We start from the raw sequence: 24,684 nt of genomic DNA, 5'->3' as shown, positions 1-24,684 counted from the left end.
ATGAGGAAACCGCGCTTGGCAGTCTATAAATTCACTTCTTGTGATGGTTGTCAGTTGGCGTTTTTAAATGCTGGGGAAGCCTTGCTCATATTATCCGAATTGGTTGAGCTGACACATTTTGCTGAAGCCGGCCTTCTTGATTTTAAGGAAAAAATTGATATTGCGTTTGTCGAAGGAAGTATTTCAACGCCTGAAGAAGTAGAGCGGATAAAAAAGATTCGTGGCAATTCAACGTTTCTTATTACGATTGGAGCCTGTGCAACGGCAGGTGGTATTCAGGCTTTACGCAATGCAGCGAATTATCAAGAATGGATGGCGAGTATTTATGCGTCACCAAAAACCATTGAAGCCCTAAGTACCTCTACAGCAATTTCAAGCCATGTGCGAGTGGATTTGGAGTTATGGGGCTGTCCTGTTAATACCCATCAGGTAATGAATGCGGTGCGTTCGCTATTGTTTGGTGTGGTTCCACGTATTAAGAGGGATGCGGTCTGTCTGGAATGCAAACGCAAAGGGCAGGTCTGTGTATTGGTTACTAAAAAAGAACCCTGTATGGGCCCCGTTACTCAAACAGGTTGCGGCGCTCTTTGTCCTGGGTATGGACGCGCCTGTTATGCGTGTTATGGCCCTTCGGAAAATCCCAATACGCATTCATTAGGCCTTCGGTTTGCCCAAAATGGCAGTAGCGTCGATAACATTGCCAGGCAATTTTTGCATATCAATAATCAAGCAGCCGCATTTAACCAGGCAGGTAATTATTTTAAAGGGATTAAGATTGTCAAAGAATAAAGAAAAATTAATTGAAGTTCCTATTCTTGCTCGTGTGGAAGGAGAGGGTGCGCTTAAAATAAAAATTAAGAATAATAAAATTCAATCTTTGCAGCTCAAAATTTATGAGCCGCCTCGGTTATTTGAGAAATTTTTAGAGCAACGGGATTATAGCGAGGTTTTAGACATGGTTGCTCGTATCTGCGGTATTTGCCCGGTTGCTTACCAAATGAGTGCGACGCAGGCCATTGAAAATTGCTTTAACATGCGGCCTAGCCCTTGGGTGCGCGAGATGCGGCGTTTGTTTTATTGTGGGGAGTGGATAGAAAGTCATAGCTTACATATCCACCTTTTGGCTTTGCCAGATAGTTTGGGTTTTAAAGCAGTGACCGAGATGGCAAAAATTTACCCTCATGAAGTACGTCGCGGTTTGCGTTTACAAGCACTGGGCAATGAATTAATGCGATTATTAGGGGGGCGATCTGTCCATCCGGTTGGTGCAAGGATTGGCGGTTTTTACAAGGCTCCTGATCCGCTGCTTGTGCAAACCCTATTACAAAAAATAAAGGCATCACTTGTCGATTGTGAAGAACTTATTCAATGGATAAACACATTGCCTTTTGGAAAAACCTTCCATGATTTCACCTGTGTTTCTTTATTTCATGAGCAGGAATATCCAATGAATGAGGGACGCATTGTTTCAGATAGAGGGCTGAATATTGCTATTGATGAGTTTGATGATTACTTTAAAGAACATCAAGTCCCTTATTCCAACGCGCTTCACTGTTTATTAGACGGTAAACCCTATTTGGTCGGCCCTTTAGCACGGCTAAATATCAATCATGAGCGGCTACCTGAACAAATAAACGTTTTTTTAAAGCAATTAGACATTCATTTTCCAAGTAAAAATATTCATCACAGCATTTTAGCGCGCGCAATTGAAATTTATTTTTGTCTATTGGAGGCTTCTCGTATTTTAAAAAATTATAGCTATCCTGATTCGTCTCATACGGAAGTGAATATCGCTTCAGGTCGCGGCTATGGATGTACAGAGGCACCGCGCGGTTTATTGTGGCATTGTTTTGAAATGGATGAGCAAGGGTTGGTTAAATCTGCCCGGATTGTTCCACCAACCAGCCAAAACCAGGCCTGTATTGAAGACGATTTATACCATTCCCTGCAGCAGTTTGGACTTGAAAAACCAAGTGATGAGCTTAGGGGTTACAGTGAAAAGCTCATTAGAAATTATGATCCCTGTATTTCCTGTTCGACTCATTTCTTAACTTTAGATGTGAATCGAGATGATTGAATTGCTGATTTTAGGTATTGGTTCACCTTTTGGGGATGACCGTTTAGGGTGGGAGGTTGTTCAGGGATTACAACCGAAGAAAGCGCTTCAAGACTATTCTACAGAGCAATTACAATTTATGGCTTGTGATAGGCCAGGTCTTAATTTGCTCGATTGGATGCAACAGGCAAAAACGGTTTTTTTAATTGATGCCGTTAGAACAGGGGCAAAGGTAGGTAGCCTCCTTTATCTTGAAAATGAAGAAATTAAAACGATTAATCCAATACAATCCACGCATGAATTTGGACTGGCAAATACAATAGAAATGGGAAAAATCCTTAATTTATTACCAAAGAAGTTAGTTTTGTATGGTATAGAAGTTAACGAACTCAAATTTCAATTTGAGATTACAGAGCCAATCAGGGCGGCTATTGACGCATTGATAACACGCATCGAGAAGGACATTGCTATTTATTTAAGACCTTAGTGACAGTAAAAGGGTTCAGAGCCCACCCAGGTTAATAGTGATAAAAAGGCCTTAATAATTCATTAAGCTGCAAATGATAACATATTGCGCTAGTTGATTGTTTTGTTGTCTGTATCATGCGGGAAAAAAGAAGTCATTTCAAGAGCAAACTACCTCATCGCTCAACTTATCAAACACAGCATAAATTTAATCAAAAACAACGATTGCCTGTAGATAAAAAAAGAAATAAGCAGTCGGAGCCCTTTGTGTTTTCCGCGTGTGGAAGGGATTTTAATCAATTATCACTCGCACAACAGTTAGTATTTATTTTGGCGTTGTCAGCATTAGTCTCTTCTGTAGAGGCAACACCAAAAAAACAGTCTGGTACCAACACGGAAACCCAAAAAGCCTTAGTCTCGCAGACGCAAACCTTTTTTTCTCAACCCTCTAACGCCAGCACCACTGGAGCCTTAAGCCTCTACATGCCTGTTACCCAACCAGTTCCCGGTTTGCTATTAAAGCCAATCGATATGAGTCATACACTGACCATTCAGCCTGTGACGGGGACGATTAGAGATTGCAAACAAAAAACAAATGGAGTAAGCGCAGGTAAAATCTGTGTTATTAAAGATAAAAAATATCTCCTTAAAGTCTGTGAAGAAGGGGACGGAGATAGGTATTCTAATATTCTTTTAGGGATGCATAACCTCTATTTTGTTCGAGAAAATATTGGCATAGATACTCCAAGGATTAAACTGGTTCATGAAAAAAATGGCCGATATATCTCATCATCAGGTGACGTAATGAAGGCTGAAAAATACCTTGCCTCTGAGTTTATCGAGAATTTTACTGGTTTCAAAAGCATTATTACCCAGTGTACCCGGTCAGTCATCAAGTTAAATCACCGAAAAGGAAGCACTCCTGATCAGTGGCAAATCAAGAGGGCCATACGAGAAAAAGTTGTCGAGCAAATAGGCGAGGCAGGTATCGCAAAGCTGGCTGTTGCTGGAACATTTGTCCAAGATCTTGTAATGAATGAGGGTAATTGGGGCGTTGCAAACGGTAAATTAGTTGTCATAGATGCCGATCATTCACCTCAGTCTGTAGAGGAGTACCTCACTGAAGCGATGAAAATGCCGGGAAATATTAATTTCGATTTTTCTATTCAAACCCTGGAACACATGGCGTCTACCTACAGTCAAATGTTGCATAAAAGACCAATACACTTTCATCCGAAGGTTGATTTTACTGTGGAAAATTATGAATTTTTAGTAAGCCGATTTTTAACGGCCTGTACTCAGGCGATAGATAAAATAAAAGCAATCCATCCGCATTTGCCCTCTGATAAGCCATCAAAATTGGTCAATGGGGTTTTGTCTAATACCTTGAGAGCCCAATTTTTAGACTATACCCACGCAGAGTCCATTGCTCCCCCATCTCCTCTTCTGGGGCCCTAGGTGCGATCTTCAAATGTTACCTATTGTGTTACCTATTGTGTTACCTATTGCGTTACCTATTGTTATCTATTCTTGGTCTGCAAATTGTTGTGATTTCATCGTTTATCCTACCTGGCAAAAAAAGTACTCAAATTGTTAAAAGTGAATCTATAGTCTATAAACTAAGGGAAATTTGAGAAAAGGACTTTCCTTAACCGGTTAACCTTTATTTTGCTCTTCGGTTATTGCGAAGGGCTTTGTTTCTGATGGACAGCTCAGCGGACTGGTTGTTATTACATGGAGGTATTATGAAATCACAGCATCTAACCTGGCTTGTAGTTTTCGACTCAACAATATGCAGAATATATGACTATTCAAAAAATAGTTTAGCGTTGGTTAAACAAATAGAACACACTGAAAATAAATTAAAAGATATCGAGCTTACCTCTGATAAGCCAGGTCGATACCAATCCTCCGGCGCGCATGGGGCATATAGCCAGGAATCCGATCCCAAAGCAATCCGAATTGAGAGATTTTCAAAAGAAATTGCCAGGATTCTTGAACATGGCCACGCTGTAAATGACTATGAGAAATTGATCCTGGTCTGCTCCCCTGCTATGCATGGCCTCTTATTAAAAGATATCAATAAACAAGTTGAAAACGTAATCATTCGTGTAATAACAAAAGATTTAGTTCATGTTCCTGAGGCTGATCTTTTAAATGATGTTAATAATGAATTAAAGCGAGATTAGTTGAGGCAGGAAAATAACAGGAGGGATAATGGCCAATCTGGTAATTGATGAGAAATTAACTGATCTTTTGACCAAGGCAATTAATCCAATTGAAATCACCAAGACCTCTGGTTTCGATAAAATTATTGACAGCATTGGTGAGGCACGAATTGTTTTAATGGGTGAGGCCACTCATGGAACGGAGGAATTCTATCAAACTCGTATTGCTTTAAGTCAATTATTAATCGAACAAAAAGGGTTCAAGGCTATTGCCATAGAAGGTGATTGGCCAAGTGTTTACTCCATGCACCGTTATATTCTGGGCAGTAATGAATTCCGCAATGAACGAACCGCTTTGGACGGCTTTACCCGTTTTCCAACCTGGATGTGGGCCAATACATCCATGCCTCCATTTTTACATTGGTTGAGACAATACAATGACAATCTTGATGTCAAAGCCAAGGTTGGAATTTATGGATTGGATTTATATAGTTTACATGATTCAATGCAGGCTATTATAGCGTTTTTAGCATCACACCAGCCTGACTTGGCCGAGCAAGCTAAAAATCGTTACGCTTGTTTTGATCATACAGCCATGGATCCACAAATGTATGGTTATTTTGTCAATCAACATTTGAAACATTCCTGTATCAAGGAAGTTAAAGATCAGTTATTGGAAATGCAACATCGAACCTTTTCAACATTAAATGCGGATAAATTATTACTGAGTGAAGCAGAGTTTTATGCCAATCAAAATGCACGCCTGGTAAAAAATGCTGAAGAATATTATCGGGCTATGTTTGAGCCCAGAGCAATATCATGGAATTTACGCGATAGCCATATGGCCCAAACCTTAAGCAATGTCATTGCTCACATTGAATCAAAAAGCAATTTGCCAGCCAAAGTTATTGTTTGGGCGCATAATTCGCATGTTGGCGATGCCCGAGCCACCGAGATGAATGATAGAGGGGAAGTGAATTTAGGCCAACTTGTTCGAGAGCACTATGATACCAGTTCTTATCTTTTAGGATTTTCTACTTATACAGGGACTGTAATGGCCTCCTCTGATTGGGATTATCCTGCTGAAATTAAAACAGTATTGCCAGCGCTTGAAGCAAGCTACGAAGCATTATTCCATAAGCTATCAACCAGTACCTTCTTTTTAAACTTACGTAACAAAAGCCACCTGATAGAACTCCTGAAACACGCCCGATTACAAAGGGCCATTGGAGTTATCTATTTGCCGGAATCAGAGCGGCTGAGCCATTATTATTTTTCCCGGTTACCTTATCAATTTGATAGTATTATTCACATTGATAAGACCAGTGCCTTAACTGCTTTATCAAAGGAAAATCAACTACGCCCTGATGATTTACCCGAAACTTATCCCACTGGTGAGTAGCTAAGGTTGTGGCATGCAGGCGAAAGGGTTTTTCCCTTGTTGAGAAAAAAATATCACACCGAGGTCAACTATATTTCCTGGCATGTAGTCATTTAATGATGCGACAATCAATGTTGCGGGCTATCAAGCAATAACAGGATCAGGATGAAAATTGATGGATAACACCTCTTTAAACCAGACACTTTCAACTATTCATACCTTTGAAGACTATGAAATACACAAGCCGCGTATTGCAGAAGACCTGGCTGCCGCAGTTATTGATAGACACCAATTACCAGAGGCCTCACTAAGGCTATTTTCTGAAGGGACAAATATTGTCTTTTCCTATGGGGATAGTAAGGTGATTAAAATTTTTCCGCCGTTTCATCAAAGCCAATTTGAAAGTGAGCGATTGGTTTTAAAGCAGGTAGAGGGAAGACTGTCTATTAAAACTCCCTCGCTTGAGTATGCAGGAGAAATCCTTGGATGGCCTTATCTTATTCTCAGCAAACTTGAAGGAACACTTCTCGAAAGCCTTTGGGAAACCATGGCCCATAACAATAAAGTAGTCATTCTTCGTGAGTTAGGAGAGCTCATTCGGGAAGTTCATGCCTTACCCACGGATGGACTTGAAGCGATTGATTGTCATTGGCCGCAATTTCTTGAAAAACAAAGGGCGCAGTGCGAAGAACATCATCGGGCTAAAGGGCTTTCAACAGCTTTATTACAAGAGCTGCCTGCTTACCTTGATTCAATCAAAGAGATATTACCAGCGCTCAAAAAGCCAGTTATTTTAACTGGGGAATATACCCCAATGAATGTTTTAGTGAAGCAAGTAGAGGGTATTTGGCATATCAGTGGATTGATTGATTTTGGCGATGCGATGCTGGGGTTGCCTGAATATGATTTGCTTGGTCCGGGCGCTTTCCTTATACAAGGTGACAAGCAATTGCTGCATACGTTTTTAACGGCTTATGGTTATTTACCCCATGAGTTGACGAAGACGTTGAGCCATCAATTGACTGCATTAATGTTGCTGCATCAATACAGTAATTTAAACATCCAGGTAAGAATCCCAAATTGGAAGGCTAAAGCAAGGAGCTTGCAGGAGTTAGAAAATTTAGTGTGGGGTTTTTAAGTAATCACTGTTTTCAGCAACTTTGAGAGGATGCTGCCAGTAAAAAATAGATGCTAATTCAGCAATAATGGTCAAACAACCCATTTAGGGGCGGAGTAATCTTAGTCCTGTAAATGAAGTGATCATTTGAATTGAGAACAGTATGAATTATGAACGTCAATTAAAAAAGGTAATCGAGTTTATCGGGAAGCATCTTGACGAAAAACTCACTTTAAACCAGTTGAGCGATATTGCCTGCTTTTCAAAATATCATTTTCATCGCTTATTTACTGCTTATACGGGTTTATCGTTACAACAATATGTTCGTTGGCTGCGTTTGAAAAGGGCCGCCCACCAGTTAATTGTTAACAAAGATAAATCAATAATTGAAATTGCAATCAATGCGGGGTTCGAATCCCATGAGTCATTTACACGCGCATTTAAACAAGCTTGCCATCTTAATCCAAGTGAGTTTAGAGCTCAGTCAAGCTGGCAAGTGTGGGAACAACAGCCGTATTGTTTGCCTAAACAAGGTGAAATGACAATGAATGTAACTATCAAAAACATAGCGGCAAGACGTTTGGCGGTGTTAGAACATCGTGGCGATCCGCAAAAAGTAGGGGATAGCGTTAACCGATTAATCAACTGGGCTAAAGCGCAAACGATTAACCTGAAACCGAAAGCGGGGGAAGCGTTTGGGTTTGCCTATGATGATCCGCAAACAACACCTGCCGCAGAGTTTCGTTTTGATCTTGGTATTACCGTGCCTGAGCAATTGAAACTTGAAGGCGAGATTATAGAAAAACGATTGCCAGCTGGCCGTTATGCAGTAGCTACACACAAGGGCTCGCGCAATACTATTGGTGACACGGTGTATGGATTATATCGTGATTGGTTACCGGAGTCCGGTGAAGAACTGGGAAATTTGCCTTGTATTTTTTGTTATTATAATTTTGATCACGAGGTTGCTGAAACAGAATTAATAACGGAGTGTTGGTTGTTGTTGAAGTAATCGATAGCTTGGGTGCGGCGTGGCGGAATCAAGGTTTTCTTTCAATTAAACGGTGTCATTGTTTAGGCAGCCACCAGCCCAATTAGAACCTGGTTTCTGCAAAGAAATATGGTACTATGCGAAAATTTTTAACATTACACAAAAGCGAGAGAGAATGTATGTTTGATTTTTTCAGTTTTAAAAACAACAATAGCAGAGCGATAAAATCAGCAGCTCAAGGTGCTGTTATTGGCTTAATAGCCGCTACAACCCAAGCGTTGGATTTAAAGGTTTGTTCCAAGGAGTTTGGCGGTTTATTAGTCGGTGTGATTGCCCTTGGTTTATTAATTGAGTACGCATTACCTTCTAATCCCCAGGTATATAAAGCACACAACCCAGGTATTGACGGAGAAAATAATGGGTTTTATTTGGTTGAAGACGGCTCAACTAGTTTGACAAGGTAGAAGTGTGCAGCCTTGATTCCGTATTGGACATCAAGGCTTCTCTTTAAAAGTGGCACGTCCTGTAGAGCATCCTGCCATTAATGCTACGGACTGAAATTAAACTTCAAACACAAAGCTATTTTGACCATTGACCTGGTTATGAAGCGCATTAACCAATTCACTGACAGTAGAAATTTTCTTACCACATAAGGCATTTGCTGCCCCGCTTTTTACAAAGCGTCTTAGTGTACTTCCAAGTTCCCCCTGACGTAGAGTGGCCAAATGAGGCAGCAGATCGGTTTCTTCATTGTTCAGGGCCTTCTGTACAGCAGCAATTGCCGTTTCTTCTTGAGCGGGAGATACGGCCCTACGGAAAAACGCAGACCAGTAGGACTGCTGACTATTGTTTTGTTTCGTATCACAATAGCTTGCTAATAACTGTTTTAAACGATGGTTACCTATCAGTGAAGCAAACGATTCCTGGTAAAACGAAGCAGGAAGCTCGCAGGCATTTTGCTTGTCTCTATTTAAAACAGCGAATAGCCGACATTTGTATTTCTCATTCGCTTTTTCAACAGCGTTGATATTGTCATTGGCGTCATCGACAAAAATGATACGGTTCACCCATTCTGGCTTATGTTTTATAAATAAGTCATACATGTGGCCCTTTTCAGTCAGGTATTCAGCGCTAGCCTTCTTGACTAGTCCCAGAACACCATTCGCTGCCTGGCTATGTGCTGTGATGCCTGCCATGCTGTCAGGATTGTTCAAGGCTAGTGCAAAAGCAACCCCGGGTTGAGACTCTATCGCAAAATTAATGGCACTATATTGATCTTGCTCTAACAGGGTTTTTGTTAAACTGTTATCAGGCCGTTTAAAATGGCTCAGGAAACGCTCCATTAACTCCTGATCCAAAGGCCAAAAGATATCGCTGGGAGTAATAACTCCATGCACTTTAAATCCTTTGCTTTCCATATAGTTTGCAAGTGTTTGCCGTTCCATAACACTCTCTGAATTTATGGTCATGGAGGTGAACAAATAAATATCACGAACGCCTGCCTCAAGGAGGGCATCGAGTAAATTATCATTATAAGTCGTGTTTGGAGCCGCACCGAAAAGGACGGTGTTATCCACATCCAATAATGCAATATCGCGCTTATTAGTAGAACCAGGCATTGATTACTCCCCAAAATAGCAGTGTCCTACATCGTGATGGACATCTTTTGTGGGCAATTGTAAGGCAGTCAGTATAAAGTGTGGATGGGTAAAATTACCCATAGGGTTGATTTCCGCTAACCGAATCCTGTAAAAGGAGAGGTCCCCCTTTTGTGGTCTTTGAGTGTCTGGATTGCTCGATGAGCGGGCCTGCAGCAACTCTTCCATTTGTGAGGGAGTTGATTGAATGACGGAGTCTACTTAAGAACAGGCGAGGTTAATACGGGCTTTATTCATGCTGTTAAAGCGGATTAACTACAGGGAATATAAAAATGGAGATATATTCAGAATAAAGCTCGCGATGGTTATAACTATCTAAAAAAATAAAGCTTACTTAAATAATTAAAACCTTGGTTCCAGGATTCGTTTTTACCCAGTTCGCCACATATTCAATATAGTTATTTTTACCCACCGCAATGCATCCACGCGTTGCGCCCGGTAAGTGGCTTAACCAACCAAACAAACTGGCTGACTGGGTTGGTCCATGGATACCGACATCCCTGCCTGTATAGCCTGCAGCCCTTTGCTTGGCAGTCGGATAGAGAATTGGAATAAAGACTTTAAATTGATTGGATTTTCTTGGATAAGCTAACCCATATAAACCAATAGGGGTTTTATTATCACCCGCTCGTTTTTTACCCACACCTTTGTATCCGAGAGCGACATCAAAGCTCTTAACGACAGAGCCGTGTTTACAGATCGTTAAAAGTCGCTTTGCAGTGTGGACATTGATCCCGTTTGATAAAGGGCAAGTTGCAGTACCTGCGAATAAAGCAGCAGGAAAAAAAATAGCGAGTATTAAAGGAATTGCTTTTACTTTCATATTAATAGACAAATATTATTGCAATTGGACAATATTATTCCACAATATTGCCATTATGCATAGGGGTTGACAGGCGAAATTGATTTGGCTATCCGGTAATCGGCTGTGCTAATCAGCGTTGCATCTGTTTAAATCGAACAAAAATCCAATTTTGGGGGCGCTCAGTCGAGGCCTGGACGGCCGGTTGATCCCAACTACAAATAAGTGGTGGTGATGGGCTAAAAGATTGATAGTTTATTCTTTGCCAGCCTTCGTTGGATTGCTTTCTGATAGCGCCGCGATTATTTCAACTGCCCTGGTTGCCGCATCATAAAAGGGCTGTAAAACGACATCAACTCCCCGTGCTTTTAATGATTTTATTTCCGAAGTATGGTGTGTCGTTACTGCGATATAACTGGGGATTTTGGCTTGTCTTATGGTTTCAGTCAAAATGATTCTTGGATCCTGGTAGGTTACCCCAAGCAAGTGTTGTGGAATCGTGCAAATAATCCATTTTGCTTGATTTAAAGGCAAGGAAGCAAGAAATTCAATATCACAGGCATCCCCATAGAGGGCGTCATAGCCTTGAAACTCCCACTCCCTGACTTCATCGGGATTAAAATCAACAGCCAGGACATCAAATTGTTTCGCAATTAATAATTTTGCTATTGCTTTACCAAACCGTCCTAAGCCAAAAATGACAATGTCATAGTTATTTTTATGGATTGAAGGAAGAATTTCTCTATTTTCCCGGTAGGGATTGCTGCGTTCAAAAAAGGACAGGCCTGGTTCCAACCAACGATAAAGAGGTTGCGAATAAGTAATCATATAAACCGAAAGGGCAATGGTAATCAATCCTACCAGGGTGACTAACCCTAAGGAGCTCGTTGAAATATGACCTAACGATACTCCCATTGCCATAAATACCAACGAAAACTCACTGATTTGCGCGACAGTCAATCCGGCTAAGAAGGCGGTGCGTTTGCGATACCCCATCGCACCCATAATTGCTAACATGATCAGTGGATTTCCAATCAAGACAAATAAAGAGAATAGGATTGCCGGCACGGCCTGCTGGCCAAGCTGGTTTAAACTCAGTTGTGAGCCCAATGCGATAAAGAAAAAAAGTAACAGGAAGTCACGCAAGGGCGATAGTCTTGCGGCAATCGTGTCCCTGATCGGCGTCGAGGCCAATGAGATGCCTGCAATCAGTCCTCCCAGTTCTTTGCTAAAGCCAAAGTAACTGCCTAAAGCGGCCATCAGTGCTGCCCAGGCTATGGCAAAAATAATTAATAATTCGGGGGAATGGGCCATGCGGTTGACCAAAGGATTCGCCAGATAACGGATGAATAGACCAACAAAGATTAAAAGTGCTATACCGTATAAAAAGACTTTGACGAAATGGGTTGTCAAGCCAACCCCGCTGTCCCCACTGCCAATAGCAAAGGCGGATAAGGTCATCATGGCTAAAACAACCACCAGATCCTGCACAATAAGACATCCAGTGGCGATACGGCCATGAAGGGAGTCGGCTTCATGTTTATCTGAAAGCAGTTTGACAATGATGATGGTACTTGAAAAGGTCAGCGCAACAGACACATAGAGCGCTGTTACTGAATCCATGCCGAGGCCTTTAGCGATAAAAAAACCAATCAAGGAAGTAAACACAACTTGTCCAAGCCCTGTCGCCAGGGAAACCAGGCCTAAGGTTTTGATCAGGTTGAGGTCCAGTTTCAGGCCGACAAGAAAAAGTAATACGGCAATGCCTAATTCAGCCAATAATTCGATAGGGTCATGGGACTGTATAATCCCAAGAAAGGCTGGACCCACCAGTATCCCTACGATGATGAACCCAACAATCGTTGGCTGTCGAAGCAGCAGACAGAAAAAACCGATGGTGGTTGCCAATATCAGGAGTGAAGTTAGCTCATAGAACGGGGAGAGGTGTATTAATGACGAATCGATCATAGGACTCTACCACCATAACGGACTTGAACTGGGGGGTACAAAACCATTTTATACCAATTAAAGAGTGAAACGTGTTCACTTAAAATAGCGCAATAACAACAGCAGCTGCAATACATCAAACCGGGCATTAGTCTTTCTAATTCCAAATTGGAATCTTGCCTGGAAAACAATTCGCTTTAAATTAAGCGGTCATTTTGCTCAAATATTAACCATTTTAACCTATATTAAATGAGGTGCGAGATGGCGTTTTCTCCAAAAGAGCGTGCTGTGTTACTGCGTTTTATTCACTTAAATAATCTGCAAGTTAAATCATCCACTGGATGGACAAATTATTCAAAATTTAGAAGAAATAAAAATGCTTTGGTGTTAGATGTTACTGATACGGCATCATTAAGCGCGGTTCTGAAGTTCATTACTGCTTTAAATAAAAAGAAAGATCCTGCACAACGGATCCTGGTAAGGCCTGCGGCTGGAGGGCGAGGAAAAAAATACAGTGAATCCTATTCAGTACACGGTGTAGAGGATGCCGACATTGTTATTCGTTTGGTAGGAAAAGAATTTACGGAAATTAAAGCCGTTGACAGGGAGCATCAAGTCGTCACGATTGGCGCCAGTATGCAAGTGGGTGAAATCAATGAACAGCTCTATGAGCGATATAACCTGACTTTACCTACCTCTTCGTTAAATCCCTATATTTCGTTTATTGGTTTGGCAGCTAACAGCGGCATTGGCACCGGAAAAGACCAACCCGGTGTATCAGGCCTTATCAAATCCATGACCGTTTGTCTGCCCAATGGGGAAATTGTGACGATTGATGCCAGTCATCCTGATTTTGAGACAATTTGCTCAGGCCACCAGGGATTGTTTGGTTTTGTTTTAAGTGCCGAAATTCAATGTACTGAAGCTAAAAAATTAGAATGCAGCAGAGAAGTGATGAGCGTCGCTCAATTAATCGAAGAGATTAGGGACGGGTTACTGGAACGTGATCCTTATACCAGTGTTTATCTGATGCCTACCTACCAACCGGATGAGTTAACTAATCGAAATTTAAAAAATGTCTGTGTCTACCGTTGGCGTCCCGTAGAGAAGACCGATTCGGATCGAAATGCCCGTACTCCCTTAACCCATGTGAAGCAAGAAATAGAAACCAGGATTTTCGACTCTCTGCATGTGAGCGAATTTCTGTGCCGATATCCTTCCTGGATCCCATTTTTTGCCCAATATATTGTGCTTCCCCTGGTGATTGGAACCACCGGTGAAACCTCTGTTTCACGTTGGTATGACTCAGTTCATCATCAGACGGGTTATCCGCGTAATGTTGAGGATACGGGTTTGTTATTCGAAGTAAGCGCTGACCATCATGAGATAGTCGTTGCCCTGGAAAAGGTATTTACGACTTTACATGAATACAACAAGAAAGGGTATTACCCCATTGTATCAGGGATGTATTTACGTTACCTGCAAGGTACGAACGGGGGCATATCGATTACTCAGCATCAGGCAGGGAAGCATGTTTGTTCGTTGGATATGGTATCTGACATTAATATACCTGGGCATGAGGCGTTTCAGAAAGAAATCACCGAATTTTTCATGGAGGTACTTAAAGCGCGAGCTCATTTAGGAAAATTTTTGCCCAGTGGTTATCAATTAAATTGTACTGATTATACTGATGCGTTGATAAGATGGTTCAAGAAAAATAATTTAAATCTTGAAGAGAGCATGTTGCTCACCGGACATTACTGCAAGCTTTTACAACTCACCGAAATGATGCCTGTCCAGCCTGAATTTTCAATGACCCAGGCTACTTTTTTCCAGCCAGCAAGAAATTTTGTTGAGCTAAAAGGCAGATTTGACGACGGGGCTCGATATACCGCTGCCATGTAATTTAGCAAACAAGCCAATCTATGGGGGGGCGATTGCAGGGCTTCCCTAATATCGTTCTTCAAGAGCTCAACGCTGGCTCTCTGAATGGAAGCATAATAATCAATTTGATGTTAATCTAACCTTAATAATCATGATATATACTGCACATTTTTTTATATGTAGTGATTATTATGCATTCAAACGCGACTATTTATGAGCTAATAAAGCAAGACAAGAAATCTTATTCCGGGATTACTTTGTCTTATCAAGGTGCCCAGTATGGAGAGGGTAACTTTGATGAAAAAGGATACATTGATTTTAATTCATATTTAAGCCCACTCGAGGCGTTTACTGAGCGCTTCAAGAATATTGGCGCGTTAGTCATTCGATTTCATTTAGGACAGGGGCAACGTGCTGGATTATTACAACAAGTTGCAAAATTTGATTACTCGAGCAACCCTGTAGAACGACCTGCACATGGCAATGATGAGGTTGATATGTTCTTCGATGGTTCTGACGCCATGAGCCCAAAAGCGGTTGGCCAATCCCTGGAGTTTACAAGTCATTTATCATTAGGGCGTTCAAAATTATTAAACGAAAGGGCACAGCCTCTGGTGCATGTGAATAGACAAACGACCTATGGCGAGCAAGGGCTATGGGATATTATTCACGCTCCTGTATGGAATGTTGGCCGAAATATGCGCTATGAACTGACCAAACAAGGGTTCACTTATCTCGCTTGCCCTTCTTCTGTTAGTCCCAGTGAGCGAGAAGCGATCGACAAAGCGTTACGGGAATCAGGCAAACCCGTTGCAGAAGTATTTTCCGAGTTTAGTTTGACGCCTGAAGTTGCGCAGATAAGCAAGCTCGGCTTTTATATGGATGACAGGCAGGAATATACCAAGGAATCTAACGGACTGGCCATTTCTACCCCTGAACATGAAAACTTTGCACCTTTAGGTTGGATTATCCATACCGAAACAGGCGAAGTATTGCCACAAGAAATAACAGAAGACATCATTCGCGTGACAGCCATTTCAGAAGGGGGGTTTTATGAAAAACGCCCGGCACAGCAAAAAATTTTACAAGCAGGTAACCTTGTTAATAGCAGTGGTTTAGGTTTGTTTATTCAAAACCAGGCTTTTAATGCGATGTATGTCATTTTTGATTACTTACAAAAATACAATTTTGATCCGCGACCATTGCTCAGTACTTCCTTGGCTGTCGCGTACAATCGTATGCAAAAAGCCATACAAGACGATCCCTCCTGTGTGGATGATTTTCTGGTAGGTGCTTTGCAGGATGAAATGGTGCAACCGTTACGTGTGAGTCAGCCGCGAAGCACGCGAACAGTCTTACCTATCAGGTTTACGAATAATTTTGCGGTGATTTATAACAATTTAAAGGCAATTGCCTATGCCTTTGATATGAAAGACAGTACAGACCAGCCTATCTTTCGAGCCTTTGATGATAGTGTGATCATCCAGAGCCATCGTGATTTTATTGATGCCAAAGTCAATGGTTATTTAGTTAGCCCTTCTTTTAATACTGGCAGCCATGTCGCAACCGTGTTGTCTACTGCCATGTTAGTTGCAGAAGAAATGATTGTAGAACAATTATTGCCTGAAGCCTTTTCTCAAAAAGGGAAGAGTGATTTATATGATCTTTTATCCAGCGTTTTGGATCAGGATTCTGCGCAAAGAATAATCGAGGAATTAGCTGTTGTCACAGAAAACTTCCCTAAAGACCGTGATGAGCGAGTTATTACTGGCACTCAGTTTGATTATTGTGGACCTGTGTTACAGATTTTACGCAAGGAACTGTGGTTGGATAAACTACCGGCGTTAATTTGTCATCTTGCAAAACCTGGAGTCAGCACCGAAGAGGCCATGTCTTCTTTAACGGCCCCGGAAGCGGAGCAATTAATGCATGGGTTAAAAATGTTGTTCGGAATAGGGTTAAAACTACAAGAATACCCCTTAACCACCGCTCAATCAGAAGGGTCAAAGGGAATCAATGCAGGGCTTCAACCTTTAATTGCCCACCTGGATCCGCAATTGGCAAAATCCTTGCGAATTCCTATGGACACGATTGTGAGGGCTGAAGTAAAGCCTGTTGATAAAGAAAAAGTAAGAACCAGAATATCAACTCAAGCTATTAGCAAATGTCCTTTCTTTGCCCGCAAGCCGTCCCGTTCTGAAGAAGAGATAAGAGCTCAAACCACCACCACTGAAACACCGGTTCAGCAAGAGGAAATCAGGAGAGAGCCAACCTATCAACCTTCATTCTTTACTCAGTTATGGAATCATAAGAAAGAAATTGGAATTGTTGTGGCTGGGGCAGTTGGCCTTGCTGCTGGTCTTATCATTAAATCGCAATATTAATCACTAAAAACAAGATAATAAGGTTCTCTATGACCTTATTATCTTGCTTCTCTTATGGATAAGCTCTTAGAAACTATTCTTACAGTCTATTCAGTGGAAACGATTTTTGCAGAAAAATTGTAAACCGTCATTTCTCGTGGTGCGGCCATAGTCGTATGAAAGATATCATGCTCTACTATTACTCTGCCGAGAGATGATGGGCTGCTTGATAAAGCTAGCTTAAAAGATAATAGTAACCAGGCATTGCAAAACAGGGAACCGTATTTTCTATTCCAGTTCGATTTCAATCTGATGGGGTAGGGCGGATATAGCTTCTTTTGGTGGGTCATATACACGCTTTAGGGGCTTCTCGAACCCAATTCCCTGGTTTGCCAGAAAAGATAGATACAGTTATTAATGAATTAAATAAGTGGTCATTGACCATTTACGCTCATTGCCACAATGATTTAAAAACCACCTTGTAGACTATTATGATTAAATTATTCATGCTTTAGTATAATACCATGATTTGATTATTACTTTTCTATTTAATAGTTTTCAACAAAGGATTTCCATAGTGATGAGTAAAAAGCCCCATCCCAAGCCGCGGCGTACTCAAGTTTTGGCTGCGCGTGCTTTTGCGTCAATTGAACATTTTCTTCATATTGAAGCTGTAAGCGGTGTCCTCCTGCTTATTTCAGCCGCAATAGCGCTAATTTGGGCTAATTCCCAGTGGGCTGATAGCTATGCAAACATATGGCATACATCATTTGCTATTAGTTTAGGAGGCTTTGAATTTTCTAAGTCACTTCATTTTTGGATCAACGATATTCTTATGACCTTTTTTTTTCTTGTTGTGGGTATGGAAATTCGTAGTGAGCTGCATGAGGGGGCCTTAAGCAAAATCAAGCAAGCAATCCTACCTGTTATTGCGGCCTTGGGTGGGGTTATCATTCCAGCAACAATTTTTCTTGCTTTTAATTTTGCACCAATACAACAAAATGGTTGGGCTGTTCCCACCGCAACTGATATTGCATTTGCAGTGGGAATACTAGCATTATTAGGCCGCTCTATTCCCGGCGAGATTAGAGTATTCTTGCTCTCTTTAGCTATTATTGACGATATTATTGCTGTTCTCATTATTGCTTTATTCTATTCCGAAGGTCTCAATTATTTGGGATTCCTAACAGCAGGAATAGGTATCTTATTGGTATTGGGTTTTCAACGCATTGGTATTGGTTCAGCATGGAGCTATCTTATTCCAGGAAGCTTGGTTTGGTTTGGAATCCTTATGAGTGGGGCTCATCCTACCTTAGCAGGAGTAATTCTTGGTCTAATGACTCCTGTGAGATCTAAGCCTATGTCTGAGCATCCTTTAGATTTATTATTACGTATTACTGGCGAGCTTACAGGACGAGATATAAAGTCAGAAAAAGGGCATCGTCAAAGGCGACTACTTCAGAAACTTCAAGTGGCTAAAAGAGAGTTATTACCTCCAGTAGTTCGAGTTGAGCAAGCACTACATCCATGGATTGCTTATATCGTCATGCCTCTATTTGCATTAGCAAATGCGGGTATCAATCTCAGTAGTAGTACTTATTCTGCCTCCGAGTTACTTATTATAACGGGCATTGTTGTCGCACTGGTTTGTGGAAAACCTATAGGGATTGTTGGAATAAGCTGGGTTTGTATAAAGTTAAAATGGTGTCACTTACCGGATGGCATCACATGGAAAGGTCTTTGGTTGATAGGACTCCTTGCCGGAATTGGATTTACTATGTCAATATTTATTGCCATGTTAGCGTTTAAGGATATGAGGTTTTTAAATGCTGCAAAATTGGGAGTACTCCTGGGATCCGTTACTGCAGCTATATTAGGGGTTATATGGGGTATAATTTATCTGAAACAAATGACTAGGATTAATACGAAAGTTCACTAGTCTGTATTATTAAAATGATGTTCATAGAGACTTAAAAGTTTTTTACGGTCTTCTGAAAGTGGAAGACCTTCATTGGCCGCTTCCTTCAGTGATAATGCATGAGCGCTTATAATAGATCTCTGTCGCGGATTTATGAGTGCTTGATGTATAGAAATAATCATTTCCATCATATGAAAAGTTGCATTCCTATCTTTACATACATAAGGTTGCACTCTAACAAATATTAGATCACAAAATTCCTGAAAGGTAATCGGGTTCGTTATTAACCGTAATTTATTCTCACTATCGGCGCGGTAAGCTGACGGCTCATTGTCTTTCGATAATTTTTGTACGCTTGATTGAAGCCAATCCAGGCAGGTTATGGCTGTAAACGGATCATTAATACCAGGTGATAAAGCGCGGGCAATAATTTCAACCAGTTCATCTACCAGGAAAAGAATATCCTGCTCTTGATTGCGTTTATGGCCTAATGCGAATGCTTCAGCACATTGTTTTTGAATTTCTTCATCCACCTTTTTAGCGGAGTAAATAAGGAGTAGGGTCGCGTCTTCAGTAATATAAGTACCAGGACGTACTTCTAATTGAATAATCAAATCATTTTTTGTGGCAATATCAATGAGTGAGTTTCCTTCCAGGATACGAATGTACCCCTGAGTAGTGGACGATACAACCGTCTTCTTTAGTGAAGACAAATCTAGGGATTTTTGAGTGTATTCTTTGCCTATATTGATAGGAAATTGAGAGCTGATTTGACGATTTAATTCCTCTCCAACCTGGGCAATCACATTCGACATATTAATACTTTCCGGGATGTGATGAATAAAGCTAATCAAAACCACCAGGCTGCTTATAGTAAGTACGATAGCAATGAGCAAAGATATTTGAGGAATAAAAACTTGCCCATTAATCTGGGAAATCCCCTCTTTATTAGAGTTAAAAAGAGCTAACAGAATAAATAAACAAAATAAAAAAGTAGCAATAAAAGTGCCCAATGTGATTTGATTTGCTCTATCTCTCATAAAATTTGAAGTGAGTCTTGGACCAACCTGACTGCCAGCAAAAGCGACGGCTACAATGGTCATCGAGAAGGTAACACCGGCGACGGTAATCATGGATGTGGCGATTGTGGATAAAATACTGCGAGCTCCTTCGGGGTTGCTGGCATGAAACCATCCCCATTTTTCTAACCATTGCCAAACAAATAAATGATCTAAACGTAAAGTTAAAACAGAAAGTAGAAGTGCAATGACACACATCATCAAAGGGATATACCAATAACTCGCTCGTAACTTAGAAAAGAAGTCCAGTATTTTTGATTTCATTCCTATTCCTTGAAGCCTGCCATTGCCCTATGATTTATAAGTATATATTAAATCTGAAGAATTAAAGGTTCTGCAGGGCGTTTGGAATTTGATTATGTCGATTAGAACTCTTCAGCGCACCTCCTTTGCCAGAGCCATTCATATACCTGCTAAAGGATGAATATAGGTATGAGGAACGCAGCGCTGGCAAGAAGGCCATAATTCAGAAACATCGTTGAAAACTCTCCCACATTCTGAAGTTTTAATAGTGCAAGCACTGTCTATAAGTGGTTTCTTAGAGTTATGTCCTTTCCCAAAATAACGACGTAAATCATCGAGCTTTAGGGGGCAGGGCGTGAAGTTTGAATTAGTATAAATTAGAAAATCAAAATTCAAGCCTTTACCTCATAGATGGAATTGATGATGCAACATTTCATCCAGGACAAATGAAGCTACGCGGCCAAGCTATCTTTATATAGATCGCATATCTCCTGCTCTTTAAAGTCAGGATTTACCAATTTAGCTGGTTCGGTTTCGCTTCATTGGATTTGAAAGGAGAGGCGCCTTTATCCGGGACGTGGTTTTCTGGGCCTGCCATCAATCCAGCCCGGGATTGGTCCTCCCAAACGGCCTCCGCTTACCTTTTCCAGGTCTTTAGGATTAACCTTTTCCTCTTTATGGAGTGTTTTAGATTGCTTTCCTTTCTTTTCGTGCTTAGTCATCGTTCCTACCTCCTGACGCTAACAACAATCGCGGTTCCAATAGTTGACAGATCCGTGCTCCTATTTTTCAGTTCCTGAACAGTGTTGCCTTATCCCTCGACAGGATCTGTAACTTTTCTTTAGTATAGTTATAAAACTATAACTGAACAAATATTGAACATAATTATAAATTATACGAAGCAATAGCTTATCGAATGGCTAGTCCTAAAAACATGAAAAGAAACAGCCTTAATGCTATTCACTGATGGGAGTGCTTTTCTCATGAGTTATTATCCGTTGCCTGAGGAAAAGGCGTTTCAAATTTCATTTGGATATTTAAAACATCGAGTACTTTGAGCAAGGTATTTAACCGTACCGATTCTTTCCCTTTTTCAATATCATAGATAACTGTTTTCCCGACACCCGCTAACCGGGCTAATTCCTGTTGCGATAAGCCCCTTTGTTTACGGTAGTAATGGATTAAATGGGCAATCTCGTGTGTAGGCATGCAAATACCATGAATTAACTATATTTTACTGTTATAGCAGTAAAATTAAGCAAATATAAAAATGACAAACCTCAGTGACACAAGCTACTGACCATAAAGACGTCTCTAAACCCATTACCAGAGCTGCCCTCCACCTAAAATGCGTATTTTACGTATATGGAATAATTTGCTCATAATGAGTTTTTTTTATACTGAATAAGTGGATGTTTTGAGGGTTTTTAAAATGTCATACTATTTAAGTTATATAGAAATTGAAGGGCATGCTGCATTGATGCTATCCGAACAAGCCAAGCCTTCTGAGCCTGCAAGAATTGTATGTAATGTAGGATTTGGCCCCGCTCGAATTACTGAGGGTGGCAATGTTGCCGAAGAACTAAATGCAGATGTGGCAATCTTCAGTCCAAAATACAAGGTAGTACATAGAACTTATGAAATTTCTCAAGCAGAAATGGAAAAATTTTTCTCTATTATAAACAGAGAAAAACGTGTAAATGCATCTACCGTACAACAAGGAGCCCAAGTAAAGCATATTGGCGGCCCTGACTATGATTACGTTCGCTTCAACTGCAAAACGTTCGCCATGGGTGTACTCAAAGAAATGGGCATCACCGATGCAGAAAATTTAAGTAATTTTTTAGTACAACGCCCAGGAACCACTGATAATTTATTAAAACCTATGACAAGAAGAGAGCTCTCCTGTCCTCTTAAAGAAGAAATCTTGCCTGTAATAGAGCGTTTGGATAAAGAAATTGCTTCTTTCGCAAAAAGCCTGGCGAATAGAAAAGTCGAGCCTAAAATTAAAGCACAACTCCTTAAAAATCTTCAAGAAATATCAAGGTGTTCTAAAGGGCTCATGCAGAATGGAAGCAATAGAGAATATAAAAAAGTTTTAAATGAGCGATTTGAAAGCCTTCGCCCCTTTCTTGATTTGAAGATTTTTGCCCTGCATCATTCAGAACTTACAAAAGATCTTGAATTCCTCCATGAAAGATTAAATCAGGTTGATAAATTGTTGTATGAACGTCAACTTGATTTTTATTGGAAAGGGACTCCTCCTGTAGCAGAAAGGCTCAATTTAAAAAATTTCACCGATCAAGAAAAAGCTATTTATTTAACAAAAATTAAAACCAATGAAACCGTTGATGGGTTAAGCCAAATAGTAAGGGAGTTGGATAATAAAAGAAGGGATGCTATAACTTCTGATCCCAATTTATATTCAGATTTAACTGATTTAGAAAAAATAATATTGAAGGCCAAAAAGAGTGTTACCGCAATCCAAAAAGAGCTCAATAATACTGATCAAAAAAAACCTGAAGAGATTTTCCGTGAATGTGTTAAATACCAAAAAGCCCTGGATGTCATCATAAATAACCTGGAAGACAATCTTTCCAAGTTCACTCCCAAAACTCAGGAAACATCTGCTTTTATGCGATTCATTAATCGCATTGTGGCCTTTTTTAAAGATCAACCCATCATAGAAGATGAGTGCTCCGCTGTTAAAGATAAAGTTTCAATTATTAAACAATCAGTTGCAAAAAGAAGCCCAGCGTTTTTTGCAACTGTTCAAGAGAAACAAGAGGGCAGTAAATTAAGCGATGCCAGAGCAATAAGAGAAAAGTATACCAAAGCCATGGCTACCGAAAGAGGAAAAGCACTGGAACCTTTAACCCAGGGTGGTATGAGTCTTAGCTAATTCACTCTGGGAGGAGAGCCTAAGGGGGCGTTACTTATTCTAAGCTCACAGAGGGCAGGGAATTTGTAGAAAGGTTAAGCGGTCGTTATATTTGGTGGAGACCGACAACTACCGCAATGCCTTATTGTGGCATGATTATTTTTTATTACTCCCTCTTCACCGGTATGCGAAAAATGGAAGCAGCCTCGTTGTATTGATCTGTTTTTTAAATGAAGTGATGTGAGAGGGAGAGTGGATTTTTAGTCACCAATATCAATTATAGTATTGATTTTATTGTAAATATTAAAAATTCGCACTTCACAAATTGACCTAAATGACAGTGGCATAATTGCTAATTTTGTTTCGGAAAAAATGGGAGGCTTACTTTTTTTGTTAAGGGGGGGCTAATCGATTCAATAGATTATTAACAGAGTTGCAATTAATGGATAGGATTTTTTCCTGGAGTGCCCTCCTATAAGGGAATTCTGAATTATACTTAAAGAAATAAGAAAGGATTTAGCATGGACGAAAAAGATATTTTGGATGTTTTTCAAAAAATGATGACGCAAAATGCAGGCATTGATGTCACTTTAACAATCGATGAAATTTTTGAAGCGCTTGGTAAAAAAGATAAAACCATTGAAGAGGTTAAAGAACTGGTGCAATTTTGTGTCACACAAGGCTATCTAAAGGAAACAGCCACGAAGCCAACCCCTGGTTATCAATTGGCAATGGAAGGTATCCTGATGGTAAGGCACGGAAAAGTAACCAGGTAGAGTTTGTTCTTAGGTCTCCCGATCTTGTTAAACGGTATAATCACCCCGGGTTTTGATTATTAGAAATGGGCAGTTTAGGCTAATTTCCAACATATAAGGGATGTTTCTGTGCATTCGCTTTTACGATATTTAAGAAGGTATGACGGCCTTCCTTATCAGAATAGGAGTTTATTCCAATGAACTTATTGGAGCACGATTTGCATAGTCGATAGCAGAGAAAATCTCCATTTGTCACTTTGTATTGCCCTGTTATTGAAAAGTCATCTTTCTCTTCCAGACAATAATGGCATGTGTTGTGTTTCATAACCCCCCCTAAATCGTAGAAATAAAATGGCGAGACAAATTGAAGAAATAACCTTGTTAAGAGGGTATTTCACTAGATAGGCAATAAGAAGAAAATAGATGGCTACTTAATCTTAAGACAGATTCAATCCATTTAAACTATAGCATACAATCGTATAATAATCCTGCTAATACAGGTCTTTTTGCGTTAGATTGGATAGTATCTATTGGGGGATGCGTAGCCTTCTGTGTTAGATCTGATACTTTTAATGTATGACGATTATTCAATGCGCCCATACGCTTAATCCAAAAATAGAAATCGCTCTCCGCATTCATGGGGTAGTTAATTGTCTGTAGCGTAAACAAAAATTAGAGAGGATGAGGCTCTCCTTGCGATGGGCATTTGGATAGATTCTGTGGTGTCTGCCTAACTCAAAAATTCATTTGCAAGACACCACAGAATAAAATAGTATAAAAGCGCGTTTGAAGTGTTAAATGCAACAGGCGCTGACAGAGAGGAATTAGGCCTCCTCCCCATCAGCTAACCACAATTATCACCGAAGGATAAATTATGGCTAAACGAATCTTAGTCTATTTTATGGCAATCGCACTCAATCTAATCTGAATTTTTCATCATTTCACTAGCCTTAAACTGTTCATCTGCGAGTAAAAC

General features: G+C 40.4%; 20 protein-coding genes and 1 pseudogene. 14 read left to right on the top strand and 7 right to left on the bottom strand.

Going from position 1 to position 24,684, the window contains the following annotated elements; genetic code table 11:
* The 9 genes from ACN4Z1_RS12500 to ACN4Z1_RS12460 all read left to right on the top strand — a co-directional run bounded on the left by ACN4Z1_RS12500 (position 1) and on the right by ACN4Z1_RS12460 (position 8,642).
* Complete coding sequence (locus ACN4Z1_RS12500; RefSeq protein WP_228364030.1) at positions 1-789, top strand: sulfhydrogenase subunit delta; 789 nt, start codon at positions 1-3, stop codon at positions 787-789.
* Positions 776-2,077, top strand: coding sequence for a Ni/Fe hydrogenase subunit alpha (locus ACN4Z1_RS12495; protein ID WP_228364029.1), 1,302 nt, complete (start codon positions 776-778; stop codon positions 2,075-2,077). Before ACN4Z1_RS12500 ends, ACN4Z1_RS12495 begins: the two co-directional genes overlap by 14 nt.
* A complete protein-coding gene (locus ACN4Z1_RS12490; RefSeq protein ID WP_228364028.1) occupies positions 2,070-2,543 on the top strand; it encodes a hydrogenase maturation protease in 474 nt (157 codons plus the stop codon). Before ACN4Z1_RS12495 ends, ACN4Z1_RS12490 begins: the two co-directional genes overlap by 8 nt.
* A gap of 116 nt (positions 2,544-2,659) precedes the next feature.
* Positions 2,660-3,979 (top strand): hypothetical protein, encoded by a 1,320-nt coding sequence (locus ACN4Z1_RS12485; protein ID WP_228364027.1) that lies wholly within the window; start codon positions 2,660-2,662, stop codon positions 3,977-3,979.
* Positions 3,980-4,266: 287 nt separating this feature from the next.
* On the top strand, positions 4,267-4,710 hold the full coding sequence (locus ACN4Z1_RS12480; RefSeq protein ID WP_228364026.1) for a host attachment protein: 444 nt from the start codon (positions 4,267-4,269) through the stop codon (positions 4,708-4,710).
* Between the two features lie 28 nt (positions 4,711-4,738).
* The gene (locus tag ACN4Z1_RS12475; protein ID WP_228364025.1) at positions 4,739-6,091 is read left to right on the top strand and encodes an erythromycin esterase family protein; all 1,353 of its coding nucleotides are present in this window, start codon (positions 4,739-4,741) and stop codon (positions 6,089-6,091) included.
* A gap of 154 nt (positions 6,092-6,245) precedes the next feature.
* Positions 6,246-7,208 carry a phosphotransferase family protein gene (locus ACN4Z1_RS12470; protein WP_228364024.1) on the top strand — a complete coding sequence of 321 codons (963 nt, stop codon included), beginning with the start codon at positions 6,246-6,248 and terminating at the stop codon, positions 7,206-7,208.
* A gap of 142 nt (positions 7,209-7,350) precedes the next feature.
* Complete coding sequence (locus ACN4Z1_RS12465; RefSeq protein WP_228364023.1) at positions 7,351-8,199, top strand: AraC family transcriptional regulator; 849 nt, start codon at positions 7,351-7,353, stop codon at positions 8,197-8,199.
* A gap of 158 nt (positions 8,200-8,357) precedes the next feature.
* On the top strand, positions 8,358-8,642 hold the full coding sequence (locus ACN4Z1_RS12460; protein WP_228364022.1) for a hypothetical protein: 285 nt from the start codon (positions 8,358-8,360) through the stop codon (positions 8,640-8,642).
* A gap of 96 nt (positions 8,643-8,738) precedes the next feature.
* Here ACN4Z1_RS12460 and ACN4Z1_RS12455 read toward each other — a convergent pair whose 3' ends face one another.
* The 3 genes from ACN4Z1_RS12455 to ACN4Z1_RS12445 all read right to left on the bottom strand — a co-directional run bounded on the left by ACN4Z1_RS12455 (position 8,739) and on the right by ACN4Z1_RS12445 (position 12,606).
* On the bottom strand, positions 8,739-9,797 hold the full coding sequence (locus tag ACN4Z1_RS12455; protein WP_228364021.1) for a hypothetical protein: 1,059 nt from the start codon (positions 9,795-9,797) through the stop codon (positions 8,739-8,741).
* A 373-nt stretch (positions 9,798-10,170) separates the two neighbouring features.
* Positions 10,171-10,659 (bottom strand): L,D-transpeptidase family protein, encoded by a 489-nt coding sequence (locus tag ACN4Z1_RS12450; protein ID WP_115174550.1) that lies wholly within the window; start codon positions 10,657-10,659, stop codon positions 10,171-10,173.
* Between the two features lie 234 nt (positions 10,660-10,893).
* Positions 10,894-12,606 carry a cation:proton antiporter gene (locus tag ACN4Z1_RS12445; RefSeq protein WP_228364020.1) on the bottom strand — a complete coding sequence of 571 codons (1,713 nt, stop codon included), beginning with the start codon at positions 12,604-12,606 and terminating at the stop codon, positions 10,894-10,896.
* Between the two features lie 240 nt (positions 12,607-12,846).
* Between ACN4Z1_RS12445 and ACN4Z1_RS12440 the strand changes: the two genes are divergently transcribed.
* From ACN4Z1_RS12440 to nhaA, 3 genes are all read left to right on the top strand, one after another.
* A complete protein-coding gene (locus ACN4Z1_RS12440; RefSeq protein WP_228364019.1) occupies positions 12,847-14,490 on the top strand; it encodes an FAD-binding protein in 1,644 nt (547 codons plus the stop codon).
* Between the two features lie 170 nt (positions 14,491-14,660).
* The gene (gene ceg17 / locus ACN4Z1_RS12435; protein WP_228364018.1) at positions 14,661-16,853 is read left to right on the top strand and encodes a Dot/Icm T4SS effector Ceg17; all 2,193 of its coding nucleotides are present in this window, start codon (positions 14,661-14,663) and stop codon (positions 16,851-16,853) included.
* Between the two features lie 559 nt (positions 16,854-17,412).
* On the top strand, positions 17,413-18,771 hold the full coding sequence (nhaA, locus tag ACN4Z1_RS12430) for a Na+/H+ antiporter NhaA (protein WP_228364017.1): 1,359 nt from the start codon (positions 17,413-17,415) through the stop codon (positions 18,769-18,771).
* On the opposite strand, the gene ACN4Z1_RS12425 is transcribed toward nhaA, so the two are convergent.
* The 4 genes and pseudogenes from ACN4Z1_RS12425 to ACN4Z1_RS12410 form a co-directional block, all read right to left on the bottom strand.
* Positions 18,768-20,093: a DUF2254 domain-containing protein gene (locus tag ACN4Z1_RS12425; protein WP_228364016.1), complete on the bottom strand. Its 1,326-nt coding sequence runs from the start codon at positions 20,091-20,093 to the stop codon at positions 18,768-18,770. The genes nhaA and ACN4Z1_RS12425 overlap by 4 nt on opposite strands.
* Before the next feature lie 147 nt (positions 20,094-20,240).
* Positions 20,241-20,350: pseudogene (locus ACN4Z1_RS12420) on the bottom strand (glutaredoxin); the annotation flags it as partial.
* A gap of 288 nt (positions 20,351-20,638) precedes the next feature.
* Positions 20,639-20,794, bottom strand: coding sequence for a hypothetical protein (locus ACN4Z1_RS12415; RefSeq protein WP_181879395.1), 156 nt, complete (start codon positions 20,792-20,794; stop codon positions 20,639-20,641).
* 259 nt (positions 20,795-21,053) lie between these two features.
* Positions 21,054-21,281: a helix-turn-helix transcriptional regulator gene (locus ACN4Z1_RS12410; protein ID WP_228364015.1), complete on the bottom strand. Its 228-nt coding sequence runs from the start codon at positions 21,279-21,281 to the stop codon at positions 21,054-21,056.
* Between the two features lie 223 nt (positions 21,282-21,504).
* On the opposite strand from ACN4Z1_RS12410, the gene ACN4Z1_RS12405 reads away from it, so the two are divergent.
* Positions 21,505-22,974: a hypothetical protein gene (locus ACN4Z1_RS12405; RefSeq protein ID WP_228364014.1), complete on the top strand. Its 1,470-nt coding sequence runs from the start codon at positions 21,505-21,507 to the stop codon at positions 22,972-22,974.
* A 500-nt stretch (positions 22,975-23,474) separates the two neighbouring features.
* On the top strand, positions 23,475-23,729 hold the full coding sequence (locus tag ACN4Z1_RS12400) for a hypothetical protein (protein WP_228364013.1): 255 nt from the start codon (positions 23,475-23,477) through the stop codon (positions 23,727-23,729).
* Positions 23,730-24,684: the final 955 nt, after the last annotated feature.

The organism is Legionella sp. ST3F1 (genome assembly GCF_048553315.1).
GTDB classification, from domain to species: Bacteria; Pseudomonadota; Gammaproteobacteria; order Legionellales; family Legionellaceae; genus Tatlockia; species Tatlockia donaldsonii.
This window is presented reverse-complemented; position numbering and strand designations above follow the sequence as displayed.

What these genes read in the sequence shown, in the direction of transcription:
- ACN4Z1_RS12500 (WP_228364030.1), top strand. Translation starts at nt 1, where the DNA reads ATGAGGAAACCGCGCTTGGCAGTCTATAAATTCACTTCTTGTGATGGT.
- ACN4Z1_RS12490 (WP_228364028.1), top strand. Translation starts at nt 2,070, where the DNA reads ATGATTGAATTGCTGATTTTAGGTATTGGTTCACCTTTTGGGGATGAC.
- ACN4Z1_RS12485 (WP_228364027.1), top strand. Translation starts at nt 2,660, where the DNA reads ATGCGGGAAAAAAGAAGTCATTTCAAGAGCAAACTACCTCATCGCTCA.
- ACN4Z1_RS12480 (WP_228364026.1), top strand. Translation starts at nt 4,267, where the DNA reads ATGAAATCACAGCATCTAACCTGGCTTGTAGTTTTCGACTCAACAATA.
- ACN4Z1_RS12475 (WP_228364025.1), top strand. Translation starts at nt 4,739, where the DNA reads ATGGCCAATCTGGTAATTGATGAGAAATTAACTGATCTTTTGACCAAG.
- ACN4Z1_RS12470 (WP_228364024.1), top strand. Translation starts at nt 6,246, where the DNA reads ATGGATAACACCTCTTTAAACCAGACACTTTCAACTATTCATACCTTT.
- ACN4Z1_RS12465 (WP_228364023.1), top strand. Translation starts at nt 7,351, where the DNA reads ATGAATTATGAACGTCAATTAAAAAAGGTAATCGAGTTTATCGGGAAG.
- ACN4Z1_RS12460 (WP_228364022.1), top strand. Translation starts at nt 8,358, where the DNA reads ATGTTTGATTTTTTCAGTTTTAAAAACAACAATAGCAGAGCGATAAAA.
- ACN4Z1_RS12455 (WP_228364021.1), bottom strand. Translation starts at nt 9,797, where the DNA reads ATGCCTGGTTCTACTAATAAGCGCGATATTGCATTATTGGATGTGGAT.
- ACN4Z1_RS12450 (WP_115174550.1), bottom strand. Translation starts at nt 10,659, where the DNA reads ATGAAAGTAAAAGCAATTCCTTTAATACTCGCTATTTTTTTTCCTGCT.
- ACN4Z1_RS12445 (WP_228364020.1), bottom strand. Translation starts at nt 12,606, where the DNA reads ATGATCGATTCGTCATTAATACACCTCTCCCCGTTCTATGAGCTAACT.
- ACN4Z1_RS12440 (WP_228364019.1), top strand. Translation starts at nt 12,847, where the DNA reads ATGGCGTTTTCTCCAAAAGAGCGTGCTGTGTTACTGCGTTTTATTCAC.
- ceg17 (WP_228364018.1), top strand. Translation starts at nt 14,661, where the DNA reads ATGCATTCAAACGCGACTATTTATGAGCTAATAAAGCAAGACAAGAAA.
- nhaA (WP_228364017.1), top strand. Translation starts at nt 17,413, where the DNA reads ATGAGTAAAAAGCCCCATCCCAAGCCGCGGCGTACTCAAGTTTTGGCT.
- ACN4Z1_RS12425 (WP_228364016.1), bottom strand. Translation starts at nt 20,093, where the DNA reads ATGAAATCAAAAATACTGGACTTCTTTTCTAAGTTACGAGCGAGTTAT.
- ACN4Z1_RS12415 (WP_181879395.1), bottom strand. Translation starts at nt 20,794, where the DNA reads ATGACTAAGCACGAAAAGAAAGGAAAGCAATCTAAAACACTCCATAAA.
- ACN4Z1_RS12410 (WP_228364015.1), bottom strand. Translation starts at nt 21,281, where the DNA reads ATGCCTACACACGAGATTGCCCATTTAATCCATTACTACCGTAAACAA.
- ACN4Z1_RS12405 (WP_228364014.1), top strand. Translation starts at nt 21,505, where the DNA reads ATGTCATACTATTTAAGTTATATAGAAATTGAAGGGCATGCTGCATTG.
- ACN4Z1_RS12400 (WP_228364013.1), top strand. Translation starts at nt 23,475, where the DNA reads ATGGACGAAAAAGATATTTTGGATGTTTTTCAAAAAATGATGACGCAA.